Here is a 22,868-nt window from a genome sequence, read left to right on the forward strand (position 1 = left end):
CCGCGGCTTATGGACAATCGAAATCGACAGGCGTAGGACGACCTAATGTCGACAATTTCCAAGTCGCGATTTCTGGATCGCACGACGGCTCCACACATTCTGACGCTAATCCTGCTCGCAGGGCTACCCGCGCTCAACATGACGATTTTTCTGCCGTCCCTGAACCACATGGCCGAGGAATTCGGCACGAATTATGGCGTCATCCAGCTTGCCGTTTCGGGCTATCTGGCGACGACGGCCATCCTGCAACTGGTGGTCGGTCCGCTGTCTGATCGGTTTGGACGGCGCAAGATCGTTCTGGCTGCGCTGGGGATCTTTCTGATCGCGACCGTGGGCGCGATGCTGGCCCCCAGCGTCGGGATTTTCCTCGCGTTTCGGATGCTGCAAGCCTCTGTCGCCACGGGAATCGTGCTCAGCCGGGCCATCGTGCGGGATATCGTGCCGACCGCGCAGGCCGCATCGATGATCGGCTACGTGACGATGGGCATGGCACTGGTTCCCATGCTGGCGCCGATGATCGGCGGGACGCTGGACCAGTTCTTCGGCTGGCGCGCCAGCCTCGGGTTCGTGCTCATCGCCGGAGCGGTGGTGATGCTACTGTGCTACCGGGATTTGGGCGAGACGGTCTCGGGCAAGGGCGTGAGCTTTTCCGCACAGATCAAAGGGTATCCGGAATTGCTGACCTCGCCACGGTTCTGGGGCTATTCCATGTGCGCCGCCTTTGGGTCCGGCGCGTTCTTTGCCCTGCTGGGCGGCGCTTCCTTTGTCGCCGGTGCGCATTTTGGCCTGTCACCCGTTCTGACGGGCTTTGCCCTCGGGTCGCCGGCGTTGGGCTATGGCTTCGGCAATTTTCTGTCGGGCCGATTTGCGGTGCGGTTCGGGATCAACAAGATGGCGCTGGCCGGCACCAGCGTGGCGAGCATCGGCATGGGAACCTCGCTTCTGCTGTCCTTGATCGGGGTCGATCAGCCCTTCGTCTTCTTCGGGCTCTGCACCCTGCTCGGGCTGGGCAACGGCCTGATGATGCCGAGCGCGGCGGCCGGGTCGATTTCAGTCCGCCCGGAACTGGCCGGCACCGCCAGCGGCCTGAGTGGCGCCATGATGATCGGCGGCGGCGCCGGGCTCTCGGCCTGGGCGGGAAGCCTGCTGACCGTCGAAACCGGGCCGATGCCGCTGCAACTTCTCATGTTCCTTGTGTCGGTGCTTGGCGCGGTTTCGATCCTGCTGGTCATGCGCCGCGAAAAGACGTTGGCCCGGCAGGAAGATTGACGCCCCTCTTGCTTTGCAGGCTTTGCAACGGCACTTTGCAAAGAATCCGCAACAGGAGGCGTCGATGGCCGCACCCAAACTCTATGCCGGTGCCAAGCTGCGCGATCTGCGCACCCGGCTTGGCCTGACGCAACGGATCTTTGCCGAGAGGCTCGGCGTCTCGCTGCCCTATCTCAACCAGATGGAAAACAACAACCGGCCGATCTCGACCACCGTGGTCGTCGGGCTGGCGCAAGAGTTCGGCTTTGACGTGACCGAGCTGCAATCCGGAGACGAAGTCCGGCTGGTGGGCGACATGCGCGAAGCTCTGGCCGATCCGGTCTTCAGCGGCCCCGCCCCGACCGCGGCCGATCTGCGGCTCGCGGCGGGCAATGCGCCGGCATTGGCGCATGCGTTCCTCACCCTGCATGCCGCCTACCGACAGACACACGAAAGGCTGGCCTCGCTTGACGAGGCACTCGGCCGTGAGGACGCGCGTCTGCAAACCAGCCCTTGGGAGGAAGTTCGCGACTTCTTTCACTATTGCGACAATTACATTGATCCGGTCGACCGGGCGGCAGAGCATTTCTCGGAGCAGCGGCCCGCGGGGCAAAGCACCGAAGCCGCCGCCCGTCAGGCCCTCGCCGACCTTGGCGTCACGGTGATCGAGACCGAGGACGGCCCGCTTCGCGACTACGATCCACGACAGGCGGTGCTGCGGCTGTCGCGCCGGGCCGCACCGGCCACGCGGACCTTTCAGGCGCTGCTGCAATTCGCACTGCTCAGCCAGGATCGGCTGCTGGAGGCGACGCTGGACCTGGCACGGTTTCAAACCGCGGAAGCGCGGGCCATCGCAAAGGTCGGGCTGGCAAACTACTTTGCCGGGGCGGCGCTGATGCCCTATGCCGCATTCCTCGCTGCCGCGCGCGAGACGCGTCACGATCTGGAACGACTGGCAGACACTTTCGGCGCATCCTTCGAACAGGTGGCGCATCGGCTCTCGACCCTGCAACGGGCCGGAGACAAGGGGATTCCGTTCTTCTTTGTCCGGGTCGATCAGGCCGGAACGATCACCAAGCGGCACTCGGCCACGACGCTGCAATTCGCGCGATATGGCGGCGCCTGTCCGCTCTGGAACGTGCATTCCGCTTTCGAGACACCCAATACCTGGCTGCGCCAACTGGCCGAGACGCCGGACGGGGTGCGCTATTTCTGCCTTGCCCGCGACGTCAGCAAATCCGGCGGAGCGTTTGACGCGCCGGTGCGGCGCTATGCTTTGGGGCTTGGCTGCGAGATCAGGCACGCCAAGGCGCTGGTCTACGCCGATCACATGGATCTGGACGCGCCTGCCGCCTATCAGCCGATCGGCATCTCGTGCCGGATTTGCGAACGGCGGGATTGCCACCAGCGGGCCGTTCCACCCCTTGAACGGCGGCTGAGCGTCGATCCGTCCAGACGCGGGGTCTTGCCCTATTCCGTTGGCTGATCCGGCATTGCAATTCCCACCGCGTCGTCAGATGCTGTGCCAAACACGCGAGGGGAGACGCAGCATATGGAAATGGATGGGACAAGAGTGATCGCCGCAGACCGTGAAACGGTGTGGGCGCGGCTCAACGATGCCGAAACGCTCAAGGCCTGCATTCCCGGCTGTCAGGAACTGACCGGCAATCCGGACGAAGGCTTTGCCGCCGTGGTCACCCAGAAGGTCGGCCCCGTGAAAGCCACGTTCAAGGGAGAAGTGACGCTGGAGAACGTCGTGCCGGGTGTCAGCTATACCATCACCGGCGAAGGCAAGGGCGGCGTCGCCGGCTTTGCCAAGGGCGGTGCCGATGTCTCGCTGGCCGATGTCGAGGGCGGAACCGAATTGACCTACGCCGTGAAGGCGCAGGTCGGTGGCAAGCTCGCCCAACTGGGCAACCGACTGATCTCGGGCTTTGCCCGCAAGATGTCGGACCAGTTCTTCGAGCGTTTTCAGGAAGAGGTCGAGGGAACCGGAGCCTCTTAGGCCTTGGCCTTCGACAGCTCGGCCCAGATCTGATCCTTCAGAGCCATGCGCTCCTTGCGCATCTGAACCATATGCGCGTCGTCCGTGGGCTCGATATCCGTTTCGGCCCGGTGAATCGCGCGGTTGACCGTGTGATAGCTATCGGTCATCGCCGCGAAATGCGCGTTCGACTGGCGAAGCTCGTGGATCGCGTCCACCTGATCTGGGAATTCCTCGTGCAGTTCGTGCGGTGTGTTCGACATTGCAGCCTCCTTTTGCATGTTGGCCCCAGATTAGAGCCAACACACAGGAGCGACCTTGATCCGTATCAAACCGGACCACTATCTTTGCGAAGTTTCCCAGTTTTCTGCGATCTTGGGCTGAGCGTTCGACGGCGGCAGCGGAGTCCGGCCGAGGATATGATCTGCAGCCTTCTCGCCCACCATGATCGACGGCCCGTTCAGGTTGCCGTTGGTGATGCGTGGAAAGATCGAACTGTCGGCGACTCTGAGCCCGTCTACCCCGATCACCCGCGTTTCTGGGTCGACGACCGCGTTCACGTCGTCGGCGCGGCCCATCCGGCAGGTGCCGCAGGGATGATAGGCGCTTTCGGCATGTTCGCGGATCGCTTCGTCAAGCTCCGCATCGGTCTGAAGATCCGCGCCAGGCTGAATCTCGTGTCCGCGGTAGGGGTCAAAGGCGGGCTGTGCAAAGATTTCGCGGGTGAGGCGAATGCAGGTTCGGAAGTCCTCCCAATCCTGCGGATCGGACATGTAGTTGAACCGGATTTCCGGGGCGGCGGCGGGATCCGCGCTGCGCAATGTGACCGCGCCGCGTGACGCCGAGCGCATCGGTCCGACATGGGCCTGAAACCCATGACCCTCGGCCGCCACCTTGCCGTCGTAGCGGACCGCGAGCGGCAGGAAATGGAATTGCACGTCGGGATAGGGCACCCCTGCCCGGCTGCGGATAAACCCGGCGCTCTCGAACTGGTTCGACGTGGCTAGCCCGGTGCGAGTGAACAGCCATTGTGCGCCAAGCAGGCCTTTTCCGAACAAATTCCAATACTTGTACAGGGAGACAGGCTGGGTTGCCGACATCTGAATATACATTTCCAGATGGTCCTGCAGGTTCTGACCGACGCCGGGTCGGTCCGCGATCACGTTGATGCCATGCTCTGCCAGATGGGCGGCGGGGCCGATGCCGGACAGCATCAACAGCTTGGGCGAGTTGATGGCAGAGGCCGCGATGATCACCTCCGCTTCGGCCCAGATCACCTGCTTGGCACCGCCGCGCAGGACCTCGACGCCGACAGCGCGGCCATCCTCGATGACGACGCGCTGTGCCAGCGCCTTGACCACCTCGACACGCCCGGTTTTCTGGGCGGGGCGCAGGTAGGCATTGGCGGCAGACCAGCGCTGGCCCTTCCAGATGGTCGCCTCCATCGCGCCGAAGCCTTCTTGCTGCTCGCCGTTGTAATCCGAGGTCACAGCATAGCCCGCCTGTGCGCCGGCCTCGGTAAAGGCTTGCGTCAGCGGGTTGTCACGTGGGCCGCGCGAGATGTGCAAGGGGCCGTCGGTGCCGCGCCACTCGCTGGGGGTTTCGCTGCCGTGCCAATGCTCCATCCGTTTGAAATAGGGGAGAACATCGGCATAGGCCCAGCCCTGAGCGCCGGAGTCGGACCAATGGTCGAAGTCGCCCGCATGGCCGCGGACATAGACCATGCCGTTGATGCTGGACGACCCGCCGATGACCTTGCCGCGCGGGCAGGCCAGTTTACGGCCACCCAAGTGCGGCTCGGGTTCGGACTGATATCCCCAATCGTAGCGGGACATGTTCATCGGATAGCTCAGCGCCGCCGGCATCTGGATAAAGGGACCGGCGTCGGTCCCGCCATATTCGATGACGATCACCCGTTTGCCGGCCTCGGCAAGCCGGTAGGCGATGGCGCAACCGGCGCTTCCAGCGCCGATGATGACGTATTCGGATTGCATCAGAAAAGCCTCGAAACGGTGTGGATAAAGCGTCGGTCTGCCGTCGGTATCAGGTCGGTGTCACGCGTCATGTCAGAACGGTGCCTCGACGTCGCCCATGCCGACATAGACGCTCTTGATCTGGGTGTAGTATTCGATGGCGGCCTTGGAATTCTCGCGTCCGACGCCGCTGAGCTTGGAGCCGCCGAAAGGCGCCTCGACCGGGGCCAGATTGTAGTGGTTGATGTAGCAGGTGCCCGCCTCGAAGCCCGCGACCATCCGGTGCGCCCGGGTCAGATCGTTAGTGAATACCCCGGCGGCCAGGCCGTAGGGCGTGTCATTGGCGCGGGTGAGCACCTCCTCCTCGGTCTCGAAATCGAGGACCGACATGACCGGGCCGAAGATCTCTTCGCGGGCAATGGTCATGTCGTCGGTGACGTCGGCAAAGACGGTGGGCAGCAGGTAGAACCCGTCCCGGTCCGGGCGAGTGCCGCCGGTGACGAGGCGCGCGCCCTCCTCGATCCCCTTTGCGATGAAGCCCTCGACGATGCCGAGTTGCGCTTCGCTGACCATCGGACCAAAGGTCGTCGCCTCGTCCAGCGGATCGCCCAGCTTGGCACCGGCCAGCCGCTCGGTCATCCGCGCAAGGAAGGCCTCCTTGATGCCGGATTGCACGAATACGCGCGTGCCGTTCGAACAGACCTGACCTGTGGAATAGAAATTGCCGAGGATCGCGCCGGACACCGCCTTTTCCAGATCGGCGTCGTCGAAGATCACCAGCGGGGATTTTCCGCCCAGCTCCATTGTGACGTTGCGGATGCCTTCGGCGGCGGCGGCATAGACCTTGCGGCCGGTGGCGACCGATCCGGTCAGCGACACCTTGGCGACGCGGGTGTCACCGATCAGCGCGGCTCCGACGCCTCCGCGCCCCTGGATCACGTTGTAGAGGCCGGCCGGCAGGCCCGCCTCGTGCAGGATCTCGGCGACCTTGAGCGCACAGAGGGGGGTCGTCTCGGACGGCTTGAACACCATCGAGTTTCCGCAGGCCAGCGCGGGCGCGCCCTTCCATGCGGCGATCTGGGTGGGGTAGTTCCACGCGCCGATGCCGACGCAAACGCCCAGCGCCTCGCGCCGGGTGTAGACGAAATCGTCGCCGAGCTGGATCGTCTCGCCGGTCAGGCTAGCGGCGATCCCGCCGAAGAATTCCAGCGAATCCGCCGCGGAGGTGGCATCTGCCACCAGCGTCTCGGAAAGCGGTTTGCCGGTGTCCATCGTTTCAAGCACGCTGAGATCGTGATTGCGCTCGCGGATCATGTCGGCGGCGCGGCGCAGGATGCGGCCCCGCTCGACCCCCGGCAGAGCCGCCCACGCCTTTTGCGCCGACTGCGCGGAGGCGAGCGCCTTTTCGATGATCGCGGGGGTCGCCTCGTAGACCGTGGCGATCGTCTTGCCCGTGGCCGGGTAGATCACCTCGATCGGTGTGCCTGCGGTGTCTTCGACATAAGCGCCATCGATAAAATGGCTGGCGGTGGGCTGGGTTGGATAAGTCATGCTGCCTCCGGCGGGAGTTTTTGGGCCAAGATGAAGGAGATCATTCGCCTCTGGGGAAACGTTTGGACTCTTCGAGGATGTTGAGGTCCATGTGATTGCGCATGTAGCGCTCGGATGCTTTCTGGAGCGGCTGGTAATCCCATGGATAATAGCTGCCGTTGCGCAGGGCGGGATAGACGACCCAGCGCCGGGCCTGTGACTGACGCACCTCGGCGTCGAATTTCGCCAGATCCCAACGGGCTTCGGATTTCGCCCTGAGTTGGGTCAGGGTGCCTTGGTGCGCCGGGTGATCGGCCAGATTGGTGGTCTCGCCCGGATCGGCGTCAAGATCGAAGAGCTGGTCGGGATCGAGCGCGCAGCGGATGTATTTCCATTTGCCGTAGCGCAGGGCGACGAGCGGCGCCTGGCTGCCTTCGGCGGCGTATTCCATGGCAACGGGGGCGGTTCTGTCGGGATTGGTGAGCGTTTCGCCGTCGGTCCAGGGCATGATTTCCGACATGTCGATACCGGCGAGATCGGCCAGTGTGGGCAGGATGTCGATGGTGGAGACGGGCGTATCGACCCGACCGGCCGCGAGGCTGGGCGCGCTGATCATCAGCGGCACCCGCGCCGAGCCTTCGCGGAACGACATCTTGAACCACATCCCACGCTCGCCCAGCATGTCGCCGTGATCCGAGCAGAAGACGATGATCGCCTCTTGCCGGATGTCTTCGAGCGTTTGCAGGAGCTCGCCGATCTTGTCGTCGAGATAGCTGATGTTGGCGAAGTAGGCTTGCCGCGAGCGCCGGATATTTTCCACCGTGATGTTGAAATTCTTATAGTCGTTGGCGTCCATCAGCCGCTGCGAATGCGGATCCTGTTCGGAATAGGCAAGCGCGGGTTGCTCAGGCTCAAGATGGTCGCAGTCGTTGTATAGGTCCCAATACTTGCGCCGGGCCACGTAGGGATCGTGCGGATGGGTAAAGCTGACGGTCAGGCACCAGGGCTGTTCGTCGGCCCCGCGCGACAGATCGTAGAGCCGTTGCTTGGCCTGATGGGCGACGTCGTCGTCGTACTCCATCTGGTTGGTAATCTCGGCCACCCCTGCCCCGGTCACCGACCCGAGGTTGTGATACCACCAGTCGATCCGCTCGCCCGGCTTCCGGTAATCGGGCGTCCAGCCGAAATCGGCGGGGTAGATGTCGGTGGTCAACCGTTCCTCGAACCCGTGCATCTGATCCGGGCCGACAAAGTGCATTTTGCCGGACAGGCAGGTGAGGTAGCCGGCCCGCCGCAGATGATGCGCATAGGTGGGGATCGACGAGACGAACTCCGCGGCGTTGTCGTAGACGCCGGTCCGCGACGGCAGTTGCCCGGACATGAACGACGCACGACCGGGGGCGCAAAGCGGCGACGCGGTATAGGCGGCGCTGAACCGGGTCGAGCGGGCCGCCAGCGCCTTGAGATGCGGCGCGTGCAGCCAGTCGGCCGGGCCGTCCGGGAACAGGGTGCCGTTCAACTGATCGACCATCAGGATCAGGATGTTGGGTTGGCTCATGACTGGACCGCCCTCAATTCGAGTTCCAGCGCGAACAGGACGTGCGCGCTGGCCGCCTCGCCGTCGGGGGTGCCCCTGCGCAGCCCCTGACGCAGGTAGAGTCCGTCGATCAGCCCCTCCAACCGCTCGGCGATGGCGGGCGCGCGATCACCGGCCAGCGGCGCCAGATCGTGGCACAGATTGCTGTGCAGCCGGCGCTGATAGACCCGCAACAGGCGCGCCGCGTCAGCCGATGTCCGAGCAAGGGCGTAGAAGTTGAGCCATGCGGCAATGACCTCGGGCCGAAAGTTCGACGTGCCGAAACCCGCCCGGATCACCGCCTCCAACCGGGCTCGCGGCCCCGTCGCCCGGCTGAGCGCCGCGCGCACGTCCGCCCCGTAGACGGTGAGCACATGGCGCATGGCGGCGAGGAAAATCTGCTCCTTGCCGCCAAAGTAGTGATGCGCCAGCGCCGAGGACATGCCCGCCCGGCGGGCGATCTGGCTGACCGTCACGTCGAGTGTCCCTTGCAGCCCGATCTCGGCAATGGTGGCTTCCACCAGAGCGGCGCGGCGTATAGGCTCCATCCCAAGTTTTGGCATGTTTTTGCGGTCCAATCACGGATTTGGGCTTGTCAGAACCACTTGAGACGTTTTTTATTGACTCGTCAATCAAGAAAAACGCGACCCAACAGGAGAGACCATATGACCCTCAAGACAACACTGTCCGTACTGGCCGTCTGCGCCGCGGGCCCCGCTCTGGCCGAATGTGGCACGATCACCTTCTCGGACGTCGGCTGGACCGACATCACCGCGACCACGGCCGCGACGACCGTGATCCTCGATGCGCTGGGATACGATACCGAGATCGAGATCCTGTCGGTGCCGATTACCTATGCGTCGATGGCCGAAGGCGACGTGGACGTGTTCCTCGGCAACTGGATGCCGACGATGGAGGCCGATATCGCCCCCTACCGCGAGGCGGGCACGGTCGAGACCGTTCGCGTCAACCTGACCGGCGCGAAATACACGCTGGCCACCAATGCCGCAGGCGCCGCTCTGGGTATCACCAGCTTTGACGCCATCGCCGCCAATGCCGATGCGCTCGACAGCGAGATCTATGGCATCGAGCCCGGCAACGACGGCAACCGCCTGATCCTCGATATGATCGAGGCAGATGCCTTTGGCCTGTCCGACTTCGAGCTGAAGGAAAGCTCCGAGCAAGGGATGCTGGCGCAGGTGGACCGTGCGTCGAGCCGCGACGAACCGATCATCTTCCTCGGCTGGGAACCGCACCCGATGAACGCCAATTTCGAGATGACCTATCTTGAAGGCGGTGACGACTGGTTCGGCCCCAACCTCGGCGGTGCCGAAGTGGCCACCAACGTGCGCGCGGGCTTTGCCGCCGATTGCCCGAATGTCGGCACGTTGCTTGAAAACCTGGAATTTACGCTGGCCATGGAAAACGAGATCATGGGCGCGATCCTGAATGACGGTGCGGATCCGACCGACGCCGCCAGCGCATGGCTGGCCGCCAATACCGATGCAATCGGCCCATGGCTCGAAGGTGTGACAACCGCGGACGGTGGCGATGCCACCGCTGCTGTCATGGCTGCACTGGAGATGTAAGGCTTTGCCTTACCGACACAAAAAGAATGGGGCCGCATCTGCGGCCCCATCCGTATCAGCCATACCACGGCCCGTAGAGCACCTCGGTGCCCGCGCCGTTGGCGGCGAGCATCTCGGCAAACTCCGCCGGGTCCTGGGTGCCGTTGTCGCGCCCCCGGTAGTGGTAGGGATAGACGTAGGTCGGCGCGAATTCCGCCACCGCAGAGGCGGCCTGTTCGGCGCCCATGGTGAACGGCAGGTTCATACAGACAAAGGCCACGTCGATGCCCGTCAGCGCCCGCATCTCCGGGGTGCCTTCGGTATCGCCCGAGACATAGACGGTCAGCCCGTCGATCCCCAGAACATAGCCGTTGTCCCGCCCCTGCGGGTGGAAGTTCAGCCGCTCTTCGGTGGTGTTGTAGGCCGGGATGGCACTGATGCTGATCCCCAGAGCTTCGGCGCTGTCGCCATTGGCCATCGACGTGGACCGGGCCCTCAGCGCGTCGGGCAGCATGTCATAGACCGCCGGGTTGGTGATCATCGCCGTGTTGTCGCCCGCGATTGCGGTCAGAACGTCGGCGTTGTAGTGGTCCCCATGCTCATGCGTAATCAGGATCAGGTCCGGCGAGGGGAAATCGGCATAGGCCGCAGCATCGCCCACCGGATCAATAAAGACCCAGCCGAGCGGCGTGTTCAGCACCACCGAGGCATGATCGATCGGGTGGACGGTCACTTCACCGCTGGCCGTCTCGAACGTATCGGGAGAATGCCCGGCCGCACGAGCGGCAAACGGCAGGACGGTGAAGGCTCCGGCAGCGAGGCCGGTGGTCTCAAGAAATCGACGGCGGGTGAACATGATGTTTTTCTCCTGTCAAAAAGTCCTGTCGCGTCAGATAGTGTGGATCACGCACCTGTCGCGCCCGATCACAAAAACGTGCCGGTCGCCGGCCAAACAGCGAGGCAATCATGGAGTGGTTAACCGATCACAAACTGCCAGTCGGTCCCATCGCCAAGACGGTGTTCGAATGGCTCAAGGACAACGGCGCTTGGTTCTTTGACTGGCTGTCCGACATGCTGGAGGCGATGATCGACGGCATCCTCTGGGTGCTGCAAACGCCGCATCCGTTGATTATCATCGCCGCCTTCGTGGCTCTCACATGGACATTGCAGCGCCGCTGGCAGCCCTGCCTGATCGTGTTCGTCGGGTTTCTGTTCATTCTCAACCAAGGGTATTGGGAAGAAACCACCGAAAGCCTGACGCTGGTGCTGTCGTCTTGCGTGGTCTGCATGGCGGTGGGCGTGCCCATTGGGATCGCCGCGGCGCATCGTCCCCGGCTCTATGCGTGGATGGCCCCGGTGCTGGACCTGATGCAGACCCTGCCGACCTTTGTCTATCTGATCCCGGCCATCGTCTTCTTTGGCATCGGGATGGTCCCCGGCCTGATCGCGACGGTGATCTTTGTCGTCCCGGCCCCGATCCGCCTGACCCATCTGGGGATCAGCCGCACGCCGATGCCGCTGCTCGAAGCCGCCCAGGCCTTCGGCGCCACCACCTCGCAGGTCTTGTGGAAGGTCGAGCTTCCTTCCGCCTTTCCGCAGATCATGGCGGGCCTGAACCAGACGATCATGCTGTCGCTGTCGATGGTGGTCATCGCGGCCCTCGTCGGCGCCGATGGTCTGGGCGTTCCGGTGGTTCGGGCATTGAACACGGTGAACACGTCTCTTGGATTTGAATCAGGGATCATCATTGTGGTCGTGGCGATCATGCTCGACCGGATGCTGCAGGTGACACGCAAATGACGGCCGTAGAATTTGACAATGTCTCGATCGTCTTCGGCGATCACCCCGAAACCGCCCTGCCCCTGATGGACGACGGCCAGAGCCGTCATGAAGTGCAGGTCGCCACGGATCAGGTCCTGGGCGTGCACAATTGCTCGCTCACCGTCGACGAGGGCGAGATCCTCGTGCTGATGGGCCTGTCCGGCTCGGGCAAGTCGACGCTGCTGCGAGCGGTCAACGGGCTGAACCCCGTGGTGCGCGGTGATGTGCGGGTGCAGACCAAGGACGGCGCCACCAGCGTCACCAACGCCGACAGCCGCACCCTGCGCCAGATCCGGCAAAAGACCGTGGCGATGGTGTTTCAACAATTCGGCCTGCTGCCGTGGCGGACCGTGCGCGACAACGTGGCCTTGGGCCTCGAACTGGCGGGTCTGAGCAAATCCGAGCGCTACGCCCGGGTGAACGACGAACTGGCCCTCGTGGGTCTGTCCGACCGGGCCGAGGCGCTGGTGGGCGAATTGTCGGGCGGTATGCAGCAGCGCGTCGGCCTTGCCCGCGCCTTCGCCACCGACGCCCCGATCCTGTTGATGGACGAGCCATTTTCGGCGCTCGATCCGCTGATCCGGGCGCGGCTGCAGGACGAGCTTCTGGAGCTTCAGGCCAAGCGCAACCGCACGATCATCTTCGTCAGCCACGACCTCGACGAGGCGTTCAAGATCGGCAACCGCATCGCCATCATGGAGGGCGGCCGGATCGTCCAATGCGGCACCCCGCGCGATATCTTTACCGCGCCCGCGAATGACTACGTGGCCGAGTTCGTCGCTCATATGAACCCACTCGGCGTGCTCTGCGCCCGCGACGTGATGGGCCCCGCCGTCGATCCCGACGCGCTTGATCCGGTCGCCCCCGACACCGACATCCGCGAGGTGATGGAACGGGTGCGCACCACGGGCCGGCCGGTCAACGTGGCCGAAAACGGGGTGACGCTGGGTGAGATCACCAAGGATTCGGTGCTGGCCAAACTGCTCGACCCGCGCGGCAGCTAACCGTTGCCCGCCCCGGCGATTTGGCGCTAGGATACCCTATTTGAAGGGATATTCTGATGCTTCAGATCAGCAAGATTATTGCCGTTGCCGCCGTTTCCCTGATTTTGGGAGCCTGCGACGACCCTGCCCCGCCGATTGATCACCGCCAAGCGGACATCGATCGGGGCAACGCTGCGGTCGCCGAATGCGTGGCCATCCAATGCGAGCGGCTGGACTTGGACAGCGCGGCACTGGCCGATTATTCGATCCTTGGCAGCATGACCCACGTCAAGGCGCTGATGATCAGCTACACCGATTTCTCGGACCTTGGCGACATCGCCGCGATGACCCAGCTTGAGGAATTGCACATCGGGCAGACGGACGTCTCCGACCTGTCGGGCCTGTCGGCTTTTCCCAACCTCAAGGTTCTGCACGCCCAGCAGATGCGCAACGTGTCGGACTACAGCCCGATCGGGCAACTGCGGCGGCTCGACGAGCTGGCCATCGGTGATTATCAGACCTCTCCCGCGTCGGTGATCGCGGCGTTGCCGCAGCTGCGCCGGGTGGTGCTCTATATCGACGGTGAAGAAGACCTGTCGCCGCTGGCCGGCCATCCCGGCCTCGAGGTGGTCGATTTCACGGACTCCTATGTCAACGACATCAGTCCCCTGCTGACGATGCCGCGGCTGCGCCAAACCAGCGTGCCGGATTTCTGGGAAAGCTCTCCGATTGCGGCGGATGCCGAGGCGCTGATGGCGCGCGGTGTGGTGGTATACGAACAGCCCAGCGTTGTCGTCTGCTAGGCCTAGACCTTGGTCTCGGCGACTCCCGGCGTCACCCTGCGCCGGGCCAAGGCTTCGCGCCATGTGATGAAACTGACCGAGGCCATGATCAGCGCCCCGCCAAAGATCACCCAGCCATCGACCGTCTCGCCAAAGGCGAAGTAGCCCAAGAGCACCGCCCAGACCAGTTGCAGGAACGTCACCGGCTGGGTCACCGTCAAAGGTGCCGCGGCAAAGGCCATCGTCATCGTCAGATGCCCCGCCGTGGCAAAGCAGGCCACGAGGAACAGCCAGCCCACATCGGATAGTGAAGGCGTGACCCAGACGGCCCATGCAAAGGGTGCCAGACCAATGGTCACGGTGATCGACAGCATCCCGACGACGACCGGTGGGCTGACCTCGTCAGAGACGATCTTGGCAATGATATAGCCGCCCGCAAACAGGGCCGCGGTCGCCAGCATCGCGATGTGTCCCGGCTCGATGGCCCGCAATCCGGGCCGCAGGATGACCAACGCCCCGATCAGAGCCAGACACACGGCCGCCAGCCGTCTGGGCGGCAAAGCCTCGCCCAGAAACAAGGCGGCCGCCAAGGTGACGTAGACCGGGTTGAGGTAGTTCATCGCCGTAACCTCGGCGATGGAAATCTGCGTCATCGCAAAGAACCACAGGATCACCGCCACGGTGTGCAGCAACCCCCGAATGCCGAACAGTCGCAACTGCCGCGCCGTGAGGCGGGCCCGCAGGATCGGCCGGATCATCGGGATCAGGAACACCAGCCCCAAGGCATAGCGCAGAAATGCAGCCTGAGCTGCGGGCACGTTGCTGCCAACATGTTTGACGATGGCGGTCACTGCCACGAAATTCAGGCCGGTCACGATCATCCAGAAGACGCCGACCAGCGGTCTTGGTTCTTGAGCCATGCGCAGACCTGACCGCAATTGACCGGCAGGCACAAGGGCAGAAAGGCGCTATCCCTTGAGGATCAGCCCGGCGGCAATCGCCCACATGATGCAGCCGATCACCACGTCCAGCACGCGCCATGCGGCAGGCCGGGCAAACAGCGGCGCAAGCAGCCGCGCGCCGTATCCCAAGGCGAAAAAGAAGGTGAAAGAGGCGCAGACCGCCCCGATCCCGAAGGGCACCCTTTCGCCCGGATATTGCGCCGCGACCGATCCCAAGAGCACCACGGTGTCCAGATAGACATGCGGGTTGAGCCACGTCAGCGCAAGACAGGTCAGCACCGCTGCTTTCCAACTGCCGGTGGACGCTCCCTCCGCTTTGAGCGCGCCGGTACCGGCCCAGGCCGACCGAAACGACATCGCGCCATAGACGATCAGAAACGCGGCCCCTGCCCAGCGCATGACATCGGCGATCCAGGGCGCCGCTTCGCTGAGCGCGCCAAAGCCCGATACGCCCACGACGATCAGCACCGCATCCGACAAGGCACAGGTCAACACCACCGCCAGCACGTGCGCCCGCTGGATCCCTTGCCGCAGGACAAAGGCATTCTGGGCGCCGATGGCCAGGATCAGCGACAAGCCAAGCGAAAACCCGGTCAGAGCCGCGGTCACCGCCTCGCCTCCGCGAGTCGCGCAAGGTGCTGCTGCAATGCCTCTGACAGGGCCAAGCCATGCCGTGCGGCGAAACTCGGCAGCTTGGACGTTTCCTTGGGCCGGGCGCAGGCCGCGAGAAAGGCGCAGGCCGGATGGTCTTCGGCTCTGGCTGGAGCCAGTTCCGCGATGAGCTGCTTCGGCATCCGATCGTATCGCGACATCACGTGATCGACCACGACGTCGGGCCAGCCCTCGTGCGGCTCCGGCCCGATCACGCTGACCGCCAGTGCCTCGGCCTCGTCCCAGTGGCCGAAATGGGCAGACATGATGCAGAGCATCAGCTTGGCAAACTGGCCGTTCGGGCGCCAGCGCAGCATCAACCGGGCCAGTTCGAGATCGGTCGTCGTCCAGTCGGATGGCTCGGTCAGATAGAACAGCTTGTAATAGCTGTGCGATTTGAGGTTGCCTGACACATCCTTGTAAACCGGTGCCGCCAGAGGGTCGTGCGCATAATCGGCCGGGTGCAGCGCCAGATCGAGCCCCTTGGTGTCGACATACCGGGCATCGCCCAACTGGCAGGCCAAATGGGCAACGCCGCTCCGGCCGCTATAGACCTCGGCCATGCGCGACATCGCGATGACATCGAAGAAGACCGCCGCCACATCGCTAAGGCCGAGCGCCTGCCGGGTCTGATCGAGGCTCCTTGCCGCGCTGTTGGTCGCCACGACATGAGCGATGAGGTCGGGCTCCTGCCCGATCAGCCAGACCGGCCGTCCCTCCTTTGCGAGCCGACCTGCAAGGGCCTCGATCTCGAAGACCGAGACGGCCTTGTGGGCATAGGTGCCGCTGTTGGAGCAGGTGCCATGCAGGATGTCGCCGCCGCGGATATGGATCGCCGCGGAGGCCGGGTCGATCGGCAGCTCGCGCGCCGCGGCCATCGCCTGACGCACCGGCTCTGTCCAGTCGATGGCGTCAAACAGATCGGCATTCGACGGCAGGTCGGCCTCGTTGGGCAGTGCCACGGGAAGCGGTCGCTCGACGAGCAGAATACCCGGGCCACGGGCCTCTGCCACGAGCTCGTCGAGCGGGGTCTTGGCATGGGCCAAGATCGGAACGCAGGACTGCACCTTGGCGGCAGGCACCAGATGGCGGTCCAGATAGGGGGCGGAAAAGATCAGCGCCGGATCGCCGACGTTGTGCTTGTCCTGTTCCGGAAAATCGGTTTCCGGCCACAGGAAACCATAGTCCGCACCGATCGCAGAGGCGACGCGCCGCGCCTGCAACAGCGCGAGAAGGCGCATGCACAACCCGTCCTCCCGGCTGGCGACAACCCGAAGGGCCTTGCCGCCAGAGCCGGACGCGGGATCAGCTGGCGCCATACGCTTCCATGACGTCTTCGGGAGCGTCCATATTGGTCGTAACCGTCTGAACGTCGTCGTCGTCCTCGAGGGTTTCGACCAGCTTCATCAGCTTGGTCAGCGTTTCCAGATCGACAGGGGTCGTGGTCTGCGGCTGCCAGATCAGCTTGGTCGAACGGCTCTCGCCCAATGCGGCCTCCAAAGCGGTCGCAACCTCGTTGAGATCGGTGTCGGCGCAGGTGATCCAGTGACCGCCTTCGTTCTCATCGTCGTCGCCCGCTTCGCTTTCGACGTTTTCCGCCCCGGCTTCGAGAGCGGCCATCATGATAGTGTCCTCGTCGCCGGCATCGAAGGGATATTCGATCTGGCCTTTGCGTTCGAACATGAAGCCGACCGAGCCGGTCTCGCCCAGATTGCCGCCGTTCTTGGCGAAGGTCGAGCGCACGGTGCTGGCGGTGCGGTTGCGGTTGTCGGTCATCGCTTCGACGATGACGGCCACGCCACCGGGGCCGTATCCTTCGTAGCGGATCTCGTCGTAGTTCTCGGCGTCGGCGCCTTGCGATTTCTTGATCGCGCGGTCGATCACGTCCTTGGGGACGGACTGGCTCTTGGCCTCCTTGACGACCATGCGCAGGCGCGGGTTCTTCTCGGGATCGGGATCGCCCATCTTGGCGGCCACGGTGATCTCTTTGGCCAGCTTCGAGAAAAGCTTGGAACGGATCTTGTCCTGACGCCCCTTGCGGTGCTGGATGTTTGCCCATTTTGAGTGGCCGGCCATGGCGCTGCCCTTTGCGTTAGAGGTTTTCTTGGCGGTCTATAGGCCAAGCACCGGGGGGCCTGCAAGACAGGGCTGCATCGCAGGCGCAGGATCACCGCCTAGAGAGGAAAGAAGATCGGGATCGCCAGCGATGCGGTGACGGCGGTCAACAGGTTGAGCGGCACCCCGATCTTGAGGAAATCGGTGAACTTGTAGCCGCCCGGCCCGTAGACCAGCGTGTTGGTCTGATAGCCGATCGGCGTGGCAAAGGCCGCCGAGGCGCCGAACATGACCGCAACCACCAGCGGCCGGGGATCGACCCCCAACGTCGCGGCCAGCCCCAGGGCCACGGGTGCCAGGATCACCGCGACGGCGTTGTTCGACACGATCTCGGTCATCGTCGAAGCCATCAGATAGACGCAGAAGACAAGCGCCCATGGCGGCAGCTTCGCCAGCGACGGAGACAGCCAGTTGACGGCGATCTCGACGGCGCCCGAATGGCCCAGCCCGGCGCCCACGACCAGCATCGAGAAGATCAAGGTCAGCAGGCGCCCATCGACAAAGCCAAAGGCTTCGTCGGCATCAATGCAGCGGGTCAGCAGGACGATGGCGACGCCGATAAAGGCCAGCGGCCCGATGCTGGCCAGTCCGACCCCGGACAACACCACGATGGCCAGCAACACGCCGATCACGATCGGAGCATGGCTCCGGCGGTAGGCCCGCTCGGTCGGGCGGCTAACATCGACAAGGTTCATATCGGCGGCAAGGCGCTGGATGTCGGCGGGCGCTCCTTCGAGCAGAAGGGTGTCGCCGACGCGCACGACCAGATCGTCGATCTGGCGACCGATGTTCTTGTCGCGGCGATGGACGGCCAACGTATAGACCGCATAGCGGCGGCGCAGACGCAGCTCGCCCATACGGCGGCCCACCATCCGGCAATCCGGCGTGATCAGCACCTCGACCGTCGTCGTCTCCACCGCAGAGACCTGATCGACCCGGCGCAGCGACGGGTTCTGTTGCAGACTCAGCAATTCGGTCATCGCGGTGCGCAGCACGAGGCGGTCGCCCACCTCCAGCGTAACGCTCTTGAGATCGCGGCGCAGCGAGGCATCGCCCCGCACCACGTCGATCAGGCGGACCCCGTCACGCTTGAAAAGCTGCACGTCCAGCACTTCGCGGCCGATCAGGTTACTGTCGGGCGGGATCACGGCCTCGGTGAAAAAGCGCATCTTGGACTTGTCGCTGAGCAGTCCGGCCATGCTGTCACGATCCGGCAGGAGCTTGCGCCCGAAAAGCGCCAGATACAGCACCGCGACCGACGACATGATCAGGCCGACGGGCGTGATCTCGAATATGGTAAAGGCCGGCTCGCCCGCGGCCCTGACCACGCCGTCGACCAGCAGGTTCGTCGAGGTTCCGATCAGCGTCAGCGTGCCTCCGAAGATCGAGAAATAGCTCAGCGGGATCAACAGCTTGGACGGGGTCAGGCCCATCTGTTTCGAAAGGCGAACGAAAATCGGGATCATCACCACGACGATCGGCGTGTTGTTGATGAAGGCCGACATGCCGAGCACGGTAAAGGTCAGGGTGACGAGGGTCGCCGTCGGGCGCTTGTCGACGTGTCGGGCGGCCTGCCCCGAGATGTAGTCCAGCGCGCCCGTGCGCACCATCGCGCCGACGATGATAAAGAGCGCGGCAATCGTCCATGGCGCGGGGTTGGAGAACACCGCAATCGCATCGTCCTGCGGCGTGATGCCGAGGATCAGCATGATGACGGCACCGCTCAGCGCCACCACCTCGACGGGATAATTCTCGCGCACGAAGGCCACGAGCATCCCCAGCACAATCACCATCGCAGCAATCGGCTCGACCGATGCAGACAACGCGATCCCAAACATTACAGTTCCTCCTGCGCAGGGCGCGGTCGCACCAGGGTCAGGCCCAATAGCATCGCGGCGAGGGCCACCCAGATATACACCGAATAGCGTTCGCCCAACAAAATCATTGCCCACAAGATGCCAAAGCCGGTGACAAGGTAGCTGACCTGAGTGGCAAACACCGCGCCGGCCCGGCCGACGATCCAGACATAGGTGGAATAAACGATCGCATGGATCGACGCCGAGGTGAGAAAAGCCAGTTCCGGCAGCCCCCAGGCGAACCGTGGATCGGCCATCTGCCCCATCCCGAAGGCCAGCGGCAGCGCGATCACCGACCCGATGATCGACGCCCCTTGCAGGACTTGCAGCGCGTCCAGCCCGCCGGTGCCCCATCGGCCAACCACATTGCCCTCGACCGCATAGCAAAACGGCGCCAACAGCGCGAGCGGCAGAAAGGCCACCATCGCCCGGTCCGGCAGGCTGGTCTCTGGCAACGCGATCAGCGCCACGCCCGCCAGCCCCAGCAAGAGCCCGGTCAGGCGGATCACGGAGAACCGGTCCGTCCCGAGGGCCAGAGCGATGGGAAAGGCAAACATCGGCACCGCCGAGATCACGATCGACATCACCCCTGCGGGCAGGTGATAGGCCGAGGTAAAGCTACCCCAGTTGGGCAATACCGTGCCGAGGACCGCAATAAAGACATAAAGCATCACCGATTGGCGCCCCATCGGCAGGCGCACCCCGCGCGCCGCATTGATCGCGCTGAGCAGCACCGCGCCCACGACCAGTTGCCAGAACACGAGGCCCATCGCCCCATGTCCGGCCGAGACGGCGATCTTGGACAAGGGTTGCGTCAGGCCCCACCCGGCGCCCATCGCAACGAGGGCCAGGGTCAGGACAAACCGCCCGAGGGGCGGCGCGGCAAGGCCGGTCGTCACAGGTGCGGCCCCGACGGCGCAAGATGCCCGCCCTCTCGAACAGGAACGACGCGGCTGGCCTGGCCGGTCCGGTCGTCTGTCTCGACATAGAGGCCGGACAGGGTGGCCTCGCCATTCGCGGGGGTAAAGCGTTCCTTGGGCATCCCAGTGATAAAGCGGCGCATCGGCTCGGCCGGGTCCATCCCGATGACGGAATGATAATCGCCGCACATCCCGGCATCCGACAGATAGGCGGTGCCGCCGGGCAAGATCATCGCATCGCCGGTGGGCACATGGGTATGGGTGCCGACGACGACGCTGGCGCGGCCCTTGCAGAAATGCCCCATCGCCATTTTCTCGCTGGTGGCCTCGCAATGCATGTCCACGAGGCTGGCATTGACCATGCCGCCCAAGGGGTGCGCACGCAGCACCGCATCCATGGCCGAAAACGGGTCGTCAAAGGCACGCTTCATGAAGACCTGCCCCAGAACCTGCGCCACCAGAACCTTGCGGCCCCCGGGTGCATCGAACACTCGAGCACCCTTGCCGGGGGCGGCCTTGGAATAATTCAACGGGCGGATCACACGCGGCTCGGTTTCGACGAACTGGAGCATGTCCTTCTGATCGAAGGCATGGTCGCCCAAGGTGATCACATCCGCCCCGGCCTCCAGAATGCCCTTGGCATGGGCGGCCGACAGCCCGGCGCCCGAGGTGGCGTTCTCGCCGTTGACCACCACGAAATCGAGTCGCCATTCGCTGCGCAAACGGGGCAATTGCTCCGCTATGGCAGTCCGGCCAGCTCGGCCCATCACATCGCCTAGGAATAGAATACGCATGAGCGCGGTGTTAGGCGCGGGCGCTGGAAAGGGCAAGCATGCAGCGACGCCGCATGGCATTTGCACCGGCCTGCCCCTTCATCTTGGCCAAAAAACTCACACTCCTGCCCTAGCCACAGGCGATAGGTCGATCACCTCGCGCTCGGTCACCACCATGTCGAGTGGCTGATCGGTCGGCTCCAAAGGCAACTGGTCTGCCTCTTGTGCGGCGAAGGCAAAGCCGATGGCCAGCACCGGGCCGTCTGCGCGCAGCTTTTGCAGGGTGCGGTCATAAAAGCCGCCGCCATAGCCCAAGCGGCCGCCACGGCGATCAAAGGCCACCAAGGGCACGATCAGGATCTGCGGCGTGACCCATTCGCCGGCTGCGGGGATCTGCGCCCCGAATGCGCCGGCCTCCATCGCACAGCCGGGCGACCACGCCCGGAATTGCAGCGGCTGCCCCTTGCCCATGATGACGGGCACTGCGACGGTGCCATGAGCCGCGGCCTCCTCCATCACCGGGGTCGGGTCGATCTCGGTGCGCATCGCCATGTATCCGGCCAGCGGCACTCCGCGATAGCCCGCGAGGATCGAGGACAAATGACCGGCCTGCGCGGCGTCGGCGGCGGCAAACGCCGCCTCGCGACGCGCGAACGCGGCCGCACGGGCAGCGGACTTGATCCCGGCCAGATCGGTCATAGCAACAAGACCGCGGCGAGCCCGAGAAAGGCGAAGAAGCCGACCACGTCAGTCACGGTGGTGACGAATGCGCCCGAAGCCAGCGCCGGATCGACGCCGAGTTTCTCAAGCAGCACCGGGATGCCGGTGCCCGCAAGCCCCGCGATCACGAGGTTGACCACCATCGCCATGGCGATGACCGCGCCCAGCATGGGCGAGCCGAACCAGACGATACCGACGGCCCCCATGACCACGGCAAAGATCAGACCGTTGATCGCGCCCACCATGATTTCGCGGCGGATCACCCGCCAGACGTTCGATCCGGTGAGGTCGCGCGTCGCAATCGCGCGCACGGCCACGGTCAGCGACTGCGTGCCCGCATTGCCGCCCATCGAGGCCACGATCGGCATCAATACGGCGAGCGCGACAAGTGCCTCGATCGTGCCTTCAAAGAGCGAAATGACACCCGAGGCGAGAATCGCCGTCACCAGGTTGACCGCCAGCCACGGAAACCGCTGCTTCGTGGTCTCGATCACGCTGTCGGACAGCTCGGATTCGCCGCCCACACCGGCCAGACGCAGGATGTCTTCCTCGTGCTCCTCGTCGAGCACCTCCATCGCATCGTCGATGGTGATCACGCCGACGAGCCTGTCGTCGGCATCCACCACGGGGGCGGAAATCAGGTGATACTGGTTGAACGCATAGGCCACCGCCCCCTGCTCGTCCGTCAGGCGGAAGGTGCGAAAGCTCTCTTCCGCCAGATCGACAAGCTTGGTGGCGCGCCGCGACGACAGCAGGCGGCCGAGGGTGACATAGCCCTGCGGCTTCATCCGGGGATCGACGAGGATGACGTGGTAGAATTGCTCGGGCAGCGCCTCGTTGGCACGCATGAAATCAATGGCCTGACCGACGGACCAATGCACCGGCGCACTGACCACCTCGACCTGCATCAGGCGACCGGCGGAATACTCCGGATAGGCGAGCGCCTTCTCGACGGCGACCCGCTCGGTGGCGTCGAGGCTGGCCAGAACCTGCTCTTGCTGAGCTTCGTCCAGATCCTCGACCAGATCGACCACATCGTCCGATTCCAGTTCGCGCATGGCGAGCGCAAGATCGGCCGGGGCGAGGGCTGCGATGATCTCTTCGCGCAGGTTGTCGTCAAGCTCGGACAGGATCTCGCCGTCCATCCCGCCTTTCCAAAGCGCCAGCAGCGACCGCCGGTCCCGCTGGTCGATCTGTTCGAAAAGGTCGGCGATGTCCGCGGCATGGAGCGGCTCGAACAGGGCGTCGATGGCGACCGCGTCGCCCGCCTCGATCGCATCCAGAACGTCGTCGAACAGCCGTGCAGGCAGGCCGAAATCGTCGGTCTCGTCTTCCGGTTCTTGGATGTCTGTCTGATCGGTCATGGCGGCTCCCGTATCTGATTTGGACAATAGCGAAATGGGTGC

22 protein-coding genes are annotated in these 22,868 nt (G+C 64.1%); 7 read left to right on the plus strand and 15 right to left on the minus strand.

The window, feature by feature from the left end; translation table 11 throughout:
- The first annotated feature begins 45 nt into the window (after positions 1-45).
- The 3 genes from LOM8899_RS13310 to LOM8899_RS13320 all read left to right on the plus strand — a co-directional run bounded on the left by LOM8899_RS13310 (position 46) and on the right by LOM8899_RS13320 (position 3,253).
- Positions 46-1,269: a multidrug effflux MFS transporter gene (locus LOM8899_RS13310; RefSeq protein ID WP_093992737.1), complete on the plus strand. Its 1,224-nt coding sequence runs from the start codon at positions 46-48 to the stop codon at positions 1,267-1,269.
- Between the two features lie 64 nt (positions 1,270-1,333).
- Complete coding sequence (locus LOM8899_RS13315) at positions 1,334-2,734, plus strand: helix-turn-helix domain-containing protein (RefSeq protein WP_093992983.1); 1,401 nt, start codon at positions 1,334-1,336, stop codon at positions 2,732-2,734.
- A 66-nt stretch (positions 2,735-2,800) separates the two neighbouring features.
- Positions 2,801-3,253, plus strand: coding sequence for an SRPBCC family protein (locus tag LOM8899_RS13320; protein ID WP_093992738.1), 453 nt, complete (start codon positions 2,801-2,803; stop codon positions 3,251-3,253).
- Here the strand turns inward: LOM8899_RS13320 and LOM8899_RS13325 are convergent.
- The 5 genes from LOM8899_RS13325 to betI all read right to left on the minus strand — a co-directional run bounded on the left by LOM8899_RS13325 (position 3,250) and on the right by betI (position 8,874).
- Complete coding sequence (locus LOM8899_RS13325; protein ID WP_093992984.1) at positions 3,250-3,495, minus strand: HP1242/YdcH family protein; 246 nt, start codon at positions 3,493-3,495, stop codon at positions 3,250-3,252. The two genes, LOM8899_RS13320 and LOM8899_RS13325, sit on opposite strands and share 4 nt — an antisense overlap.
- 78 nt (positions 3,496-3,573) lie before the next feature.
- On the minus strand, positions 3,574-5,226 hold the full coding sequence (betA, locus tag LOM8899_RS13330; RefSeq protein WP_093992739.1) for a choline dehydrogenase: 1,653 nt from the start codon (positions 5,224-5,226) through the stop codon (positions 3,574-3,576).
- A gap of 72 nt (positions 5,227-5,298) precedes the next feature.
- Positions 5,299-6,756, minus strand: a complete 1,458-nt coding sequence (gene betB, locus LOM8899_RS13335) for a betaine-aldehyde dehydrogenase (RefSeq protein ID WP_093992740.1) — start codon at positions 6,754-6,756, stop codon at positions 5,299-5,301.
- 40 nt (positions 6,757-6,796) lie between these two features.
- Positions 6,797-8,293 (minus strand): choline-sulfatase, encoded by a 1,497-nt coding sequence (gene betC / locus LOM8899_RS13340; RefSeq protein WP_093992741.1) that lies wholly within the window; start codon positions 8,291-8,293, stop codon positions 6,797-6,799.
- Complete coding sequence (betI, locus tag LOM8899_RS13345; protein WP_093992985.1) at positions 8,290-8,874, minus strand: choline-binding transcriptional repressor BetI; 585 nt, start codon at positions 8,872-8,874, stop codon at positions 8,290-8,292. Before betI ends, betC begins: the two co-directional genes overlap by 4 nt.
- 102 nt (positions 8,875-8,976) lie before the next feature.
- Here betI and choX point away from each other — a divergent pair, with 102 nt between their 5' ends.
- The gene (choX, locus tag LOM8899_RS13350) at positions 8,977-9,900 is read left to right on the plus strand and encodes a choline ABC transporter substrate-binding protein (RefSeq protein ID WP_093992742.1); all 924 of its coding nucleotides are present in this window, start codon (positions 8,977-8,979) and stop codon (positions 9,898-9,900) included.
- A gap of 55 nt (positions 9,901-9,955) precedes the next feature.
- Here the strand turns inward: choX and LOM8899_RS13355 are convergent, their stop codons facing one another.
- Positions 9,956-10,735 carry an MBL fold metallo-hydrolase gene (locus LOM8899_RS13355; RefSeq protein WP_370739350.1) on the minus strand — a complete coding sequence of 260 codons (780 nt, stop codon included), beginning with the start codon at positions 10,733-10,735 and terminating at the stop codon, positions 9,956-9,958.
- A gap of 110 nt (positions 10,736-10,845) precedes the next feature.
- On the opposite strand from LOM8899_RS13355, the gene choW reads away from it, so the two are divergent.
- Genes choW through LOM8899_RS13370 form a run of 3 tightly spaced genes read left to right on the plus strand, consistent with a single transcriptional unit; the run spans position 10,846 to position 13,486 of the window.
- Positions 10,846-11,679 (plus strand): choline ABC transporter permease subunit, encoded by an 834-nt coding sequence (gene choW, locus LOM8899_RS13360; RefSeq protein ID WP_093992744.1) that lies wholly within the window; start codon positions 10,846-10,848, stop codon positions 11,677-11,679.
- Positions 11,676-12,704 (plus strand): choline ABC transporter ATP-binding protein, encoded by a 1,029-nt coding sequence (choV, locus tag LOM8899_RS13365; protein ID WP_093992745.1) that lies wholly within the window; start codon positions 11,676-11,678, stop codon positions 12,702-12,704. Before choW ends, choV begins: the two co-directional genes overlap by 4 nt.
- 56 nt (positions 12,705-12,760) lie before the next feature.
- Positions 12,761-13,486: a leucine-rich repeat domain-containing protein gene (locus tag LOM8899_RS13370; protein WP_093992746.1), complete on the plus strand. Its 726-nt coding sequence runs from the start codon at positions 12,761-12,763 to the stop codon at positions 13,484-13,486.
- Positions 13,487-13,488: 2 nt separating this feature from the next.
- Here LOM8899_RS13370 and LOM8899_RS13375 read toward each other — a convergent pair whose 3' ends face one another.
- From LOM8899_RS13375 to mgtE, 9 genes are all read right to left on the minus strand, one after another.
- Positions 13,489-14,385 (minus strand): DMT family transporter, encoded by an 897-nt coding sequence (locus LOM8899_RS13375; protein ID WP_245820529.1) that lies wholly within the window; start codon positions 14,383-14,385, stop codon positions 13,489-13,491.
- 48 nt (positions 14,386-14,433) lie between these two features.
- The gene (locus LOM8899_RS13380; protein ID WP_093992747.1) at positions 14,434-15,036 is read right to left on the minus strand and encodes a LysE/ArgO family amino acid transporter; all 603 of its coding nucleotides are present in this window, start codon (positions 15,034-15,036) and stop codon (positions 14,434-14,436) included.
- Positions 15,033-16,397, minus strand: a complete 1,365-nt coding sequence (locus tag LOM8899_RS13385) for a hypothetical protein (protein ID WP_093992748.1) — start codon at positions 16,395-16,397, stop codon at positions 15,033-15,035. The genes LOM8899_RS13380 and LOM8899_RS13385 overlap by 4 nt, the downstream gene beginning before the upstream one ends.
- Entirely contained in the window at positions 16,384-17,154 is a 771-nt protein-coding gene (locus LOM8899_RS13390) for a YebC/PmpR family DNA-binding transcriptional regulator (protein ID WP_093992749.1), read from the minus strand. Before LOM8899_RS13390 ends, LOM8899_RS13385 begins: the two co-directional genes overlap by 14 nt.
- 98 nt (positions 17,155-17,252) lie before the next feature.
- On the minus strand, positions 17,253-19,031 hold the full coding sequence (locus LOM8899_RS13395; protein WP_093992750.1) for an SLC13 family permease: 1,779 nt from the start codon (positions 19,029-19,031) through the stop codon (positions 17,253-17,255).
- Complete coding sequence (locus LOM8899_RS13400; protein ID WP_306456529.1) at positions 19,031-19,948, minus strand: DMT family transporter; 918 nt, start codon at positions 19,946-19,948, stop codon at positions 19,031-19,033. The genes LOM8899_RS13395 and LOM8899_RS13400 overlap by 1 nt, the downstream gene beginning before the upstream one ends.
- Complete coding sequence (locus LOM8899_RS13405) at positions 19,945-20,763, minus strand: TIGR00282 family metallophosphoesterase (RefSeq protein WP_093992751.1); 819 nt, start codon at positions 20,761-20,763, stop codon at positions 19,945-19,947. The genes LOM8899_RS13400 and LOM8899_RS13405 overlap by 4 nt, the downstream gene beginning before the upstream one ends.
- Positions 20,764-20,859: 96 nt before the next feature.
- Positions 20,860-21,441, minus strand: coding sequence for a 5-formyltetrahydrofolate cyclo-ligase (locus LOM8899_RS13410; protein WP_093992752.1), 582 nt, complete (start codon positions 21,439-21,441; stop codon positions 20,860-20,862).
- Positions 21,438-22,826: a magnesium transporter gene (mgtE, locus tag LOM8899_RS13415; protein WP_093992753.1), complete on the minus strand. Its 1,389-nt coding sequence runs from the start codon at positions 22,824-22,826 to the stop codon at positions 21,438-21,440. The genes LOM8899_RS13410 and mgtE overlap by 4 nt, the downstream gene beginning before the upstream one ends.
- Between the last annotated feature and the right edge of the window lie 42 nt (positions 22,827-22,868).

Source organism: Flavimaricola marinus (assembly GCF_900184895.1).
GTDB lineage: Bacteria > Pseudomonadota > Alphaproteobacteria > Rhodobacterales > Rhodobacteraceae > Flavimaricola > Flavimaricola marinus.

Excerpts from the sequence above, each read along its gene's own strand:
- betC (WP_093992741.1), bottom strand. The coding sequence starts at position 8,293 with ATGAGCCAACCCAACATCCTGATCCTGATGGTCGATCAGTTGAACGGC.
- choW (WP_093992744.1), top strand. The coding sequence starts at position 10,846 with ATGGAGTGGTTAACCGATCACAAACTGCCAGTCGGTCCCATCGCCAAG.
- LOM8899_RS13310 (WP_093992737.1), top strand. The coding sequence starts at position 46 with ATGTCGACAATTTCCAAGTCGCGATTTCTGGATCGCACGACGGCTCCA.
- LOM8899_RS13390 (WP_093992749.1), bottom strand. The coding sequence starts at position 17,154 with ATGGCCGGCCACTCAAAATGGGCAAACATCCAGCACCGCAAGGGGCGT.
- LOM8899_RS13375 (WP_245820529.1), bottom strand. The coding sequence starts at position 14,385 with ATGGCTCAAGAACCAAGACCGCTGGTCGGCGTCTTCTGGATGATCGTG.
- LOM8899_RS13370 (WP_093992746.1), top strand. The coding sequence starts at position 12,761 with ATGCTTCAGATCAGCAAGATTATTGCCGTTGCCGCCGTTTCCCTGATT.
- LOM8899_RS13385 (WP_093992748.1), bottom strand. The coding sequence starts at position 16,397 with ATGGCGCCAGCTGATCCCGCGTCCGGCTCTGGCGGCAAGGCCCTTCGG.
- LOM8899_RS13405 (WP_093992751.1), bottom strand. The coding sequence starts at position 20,763 with ATGCGTATTCTATTCCTAGGCGATGTGATGGGCCGAGCTGGCCGGACT.
- betI (WP_093992985.1), bottom strand. The coding sequence starts at position 8,874 with ATGCCAAAACTTGGGATGGAGCCTATACGCCGCGCCGCTCTGGTGGAA.
- LOM8899_RS13315 (WP_093992983.1), top strand. The coding sequence starts at position 1,334 with ATGGCCGCACCCAAACTCTATGCCGGTGCCAAGCTGCGCGATCTGCGC.
- choV (WP_093992745.1), top strand. The coding sequence starts at position 11,676 with ATGACGGCCGTAGAATTTGACAATGTCTCGATCGTCTTCGGCGATCAC.
- LOM8899_RS13320 (WP_093992738.1), top strand. The coding sequence starts at position 2,801 with ATGGAAATGGATGGGACAAGAGTGATCGCCGCAGACCGTGAAACGGTG.
- choX (WP_093992742.1), top strand. The coding sequence starts at position 8,977 with ATGACCCTCAAGACAACACTGTCCGTACTGGCCGTCTGCGCCGCGGGC.
- LOM8899_RS13410 (WP_093992752.1), bottom strand. The coding sequence starts at position 21,441 with ATGACCGATCTGGCCGGGATCAAGTCCGCTGCCCGTGCGGCCGCGTTC.
- LOM8899_RS13355 (WP_370739350.1), bottom strand. The coding sequence starts at position 10,735 with ATGTTCACCCGCCGTCGATTTCTTGAGACCACCGGCCTCGCTGCCGGA.
- betA (WP_093992739.1), bottom strand. The coding sequence starts at position 5,226 with ATGCAATCCGAATACGTCATCATCGGCGCTGGAAGCGCCGGTTGCGCC.
- LOM8899_RS13395 (WP_093992750.1), bottom strand. The coding sequence starts at position 19,031 with ATGTTTGGGATCGCGTTGTCTGCATCGGTCGAGCCGATTGCTGCGATG.
- mgtE (WP_093992753.1), bottom strand. The coding sequence starts at position 22,826 with ATGACCGATCAGACAGACATCCAAGAACCGGAAGACGAGACCGACGAT.
- LOM8899_RS13325 (WP_093992984.1), bottom strand. The coding sequence starts at position 3,495 with ATGTCGAACACACCGCACGAACTGCACGAGGAATTCCCAGATCAGGTG.
- betB (WP_093992740.1), bottom strand. The coding sequence starts at position 6,756 with ATGACTTATCCAACCCAGCCCACCGCCAGCCATTTTATCGATGGCGCT.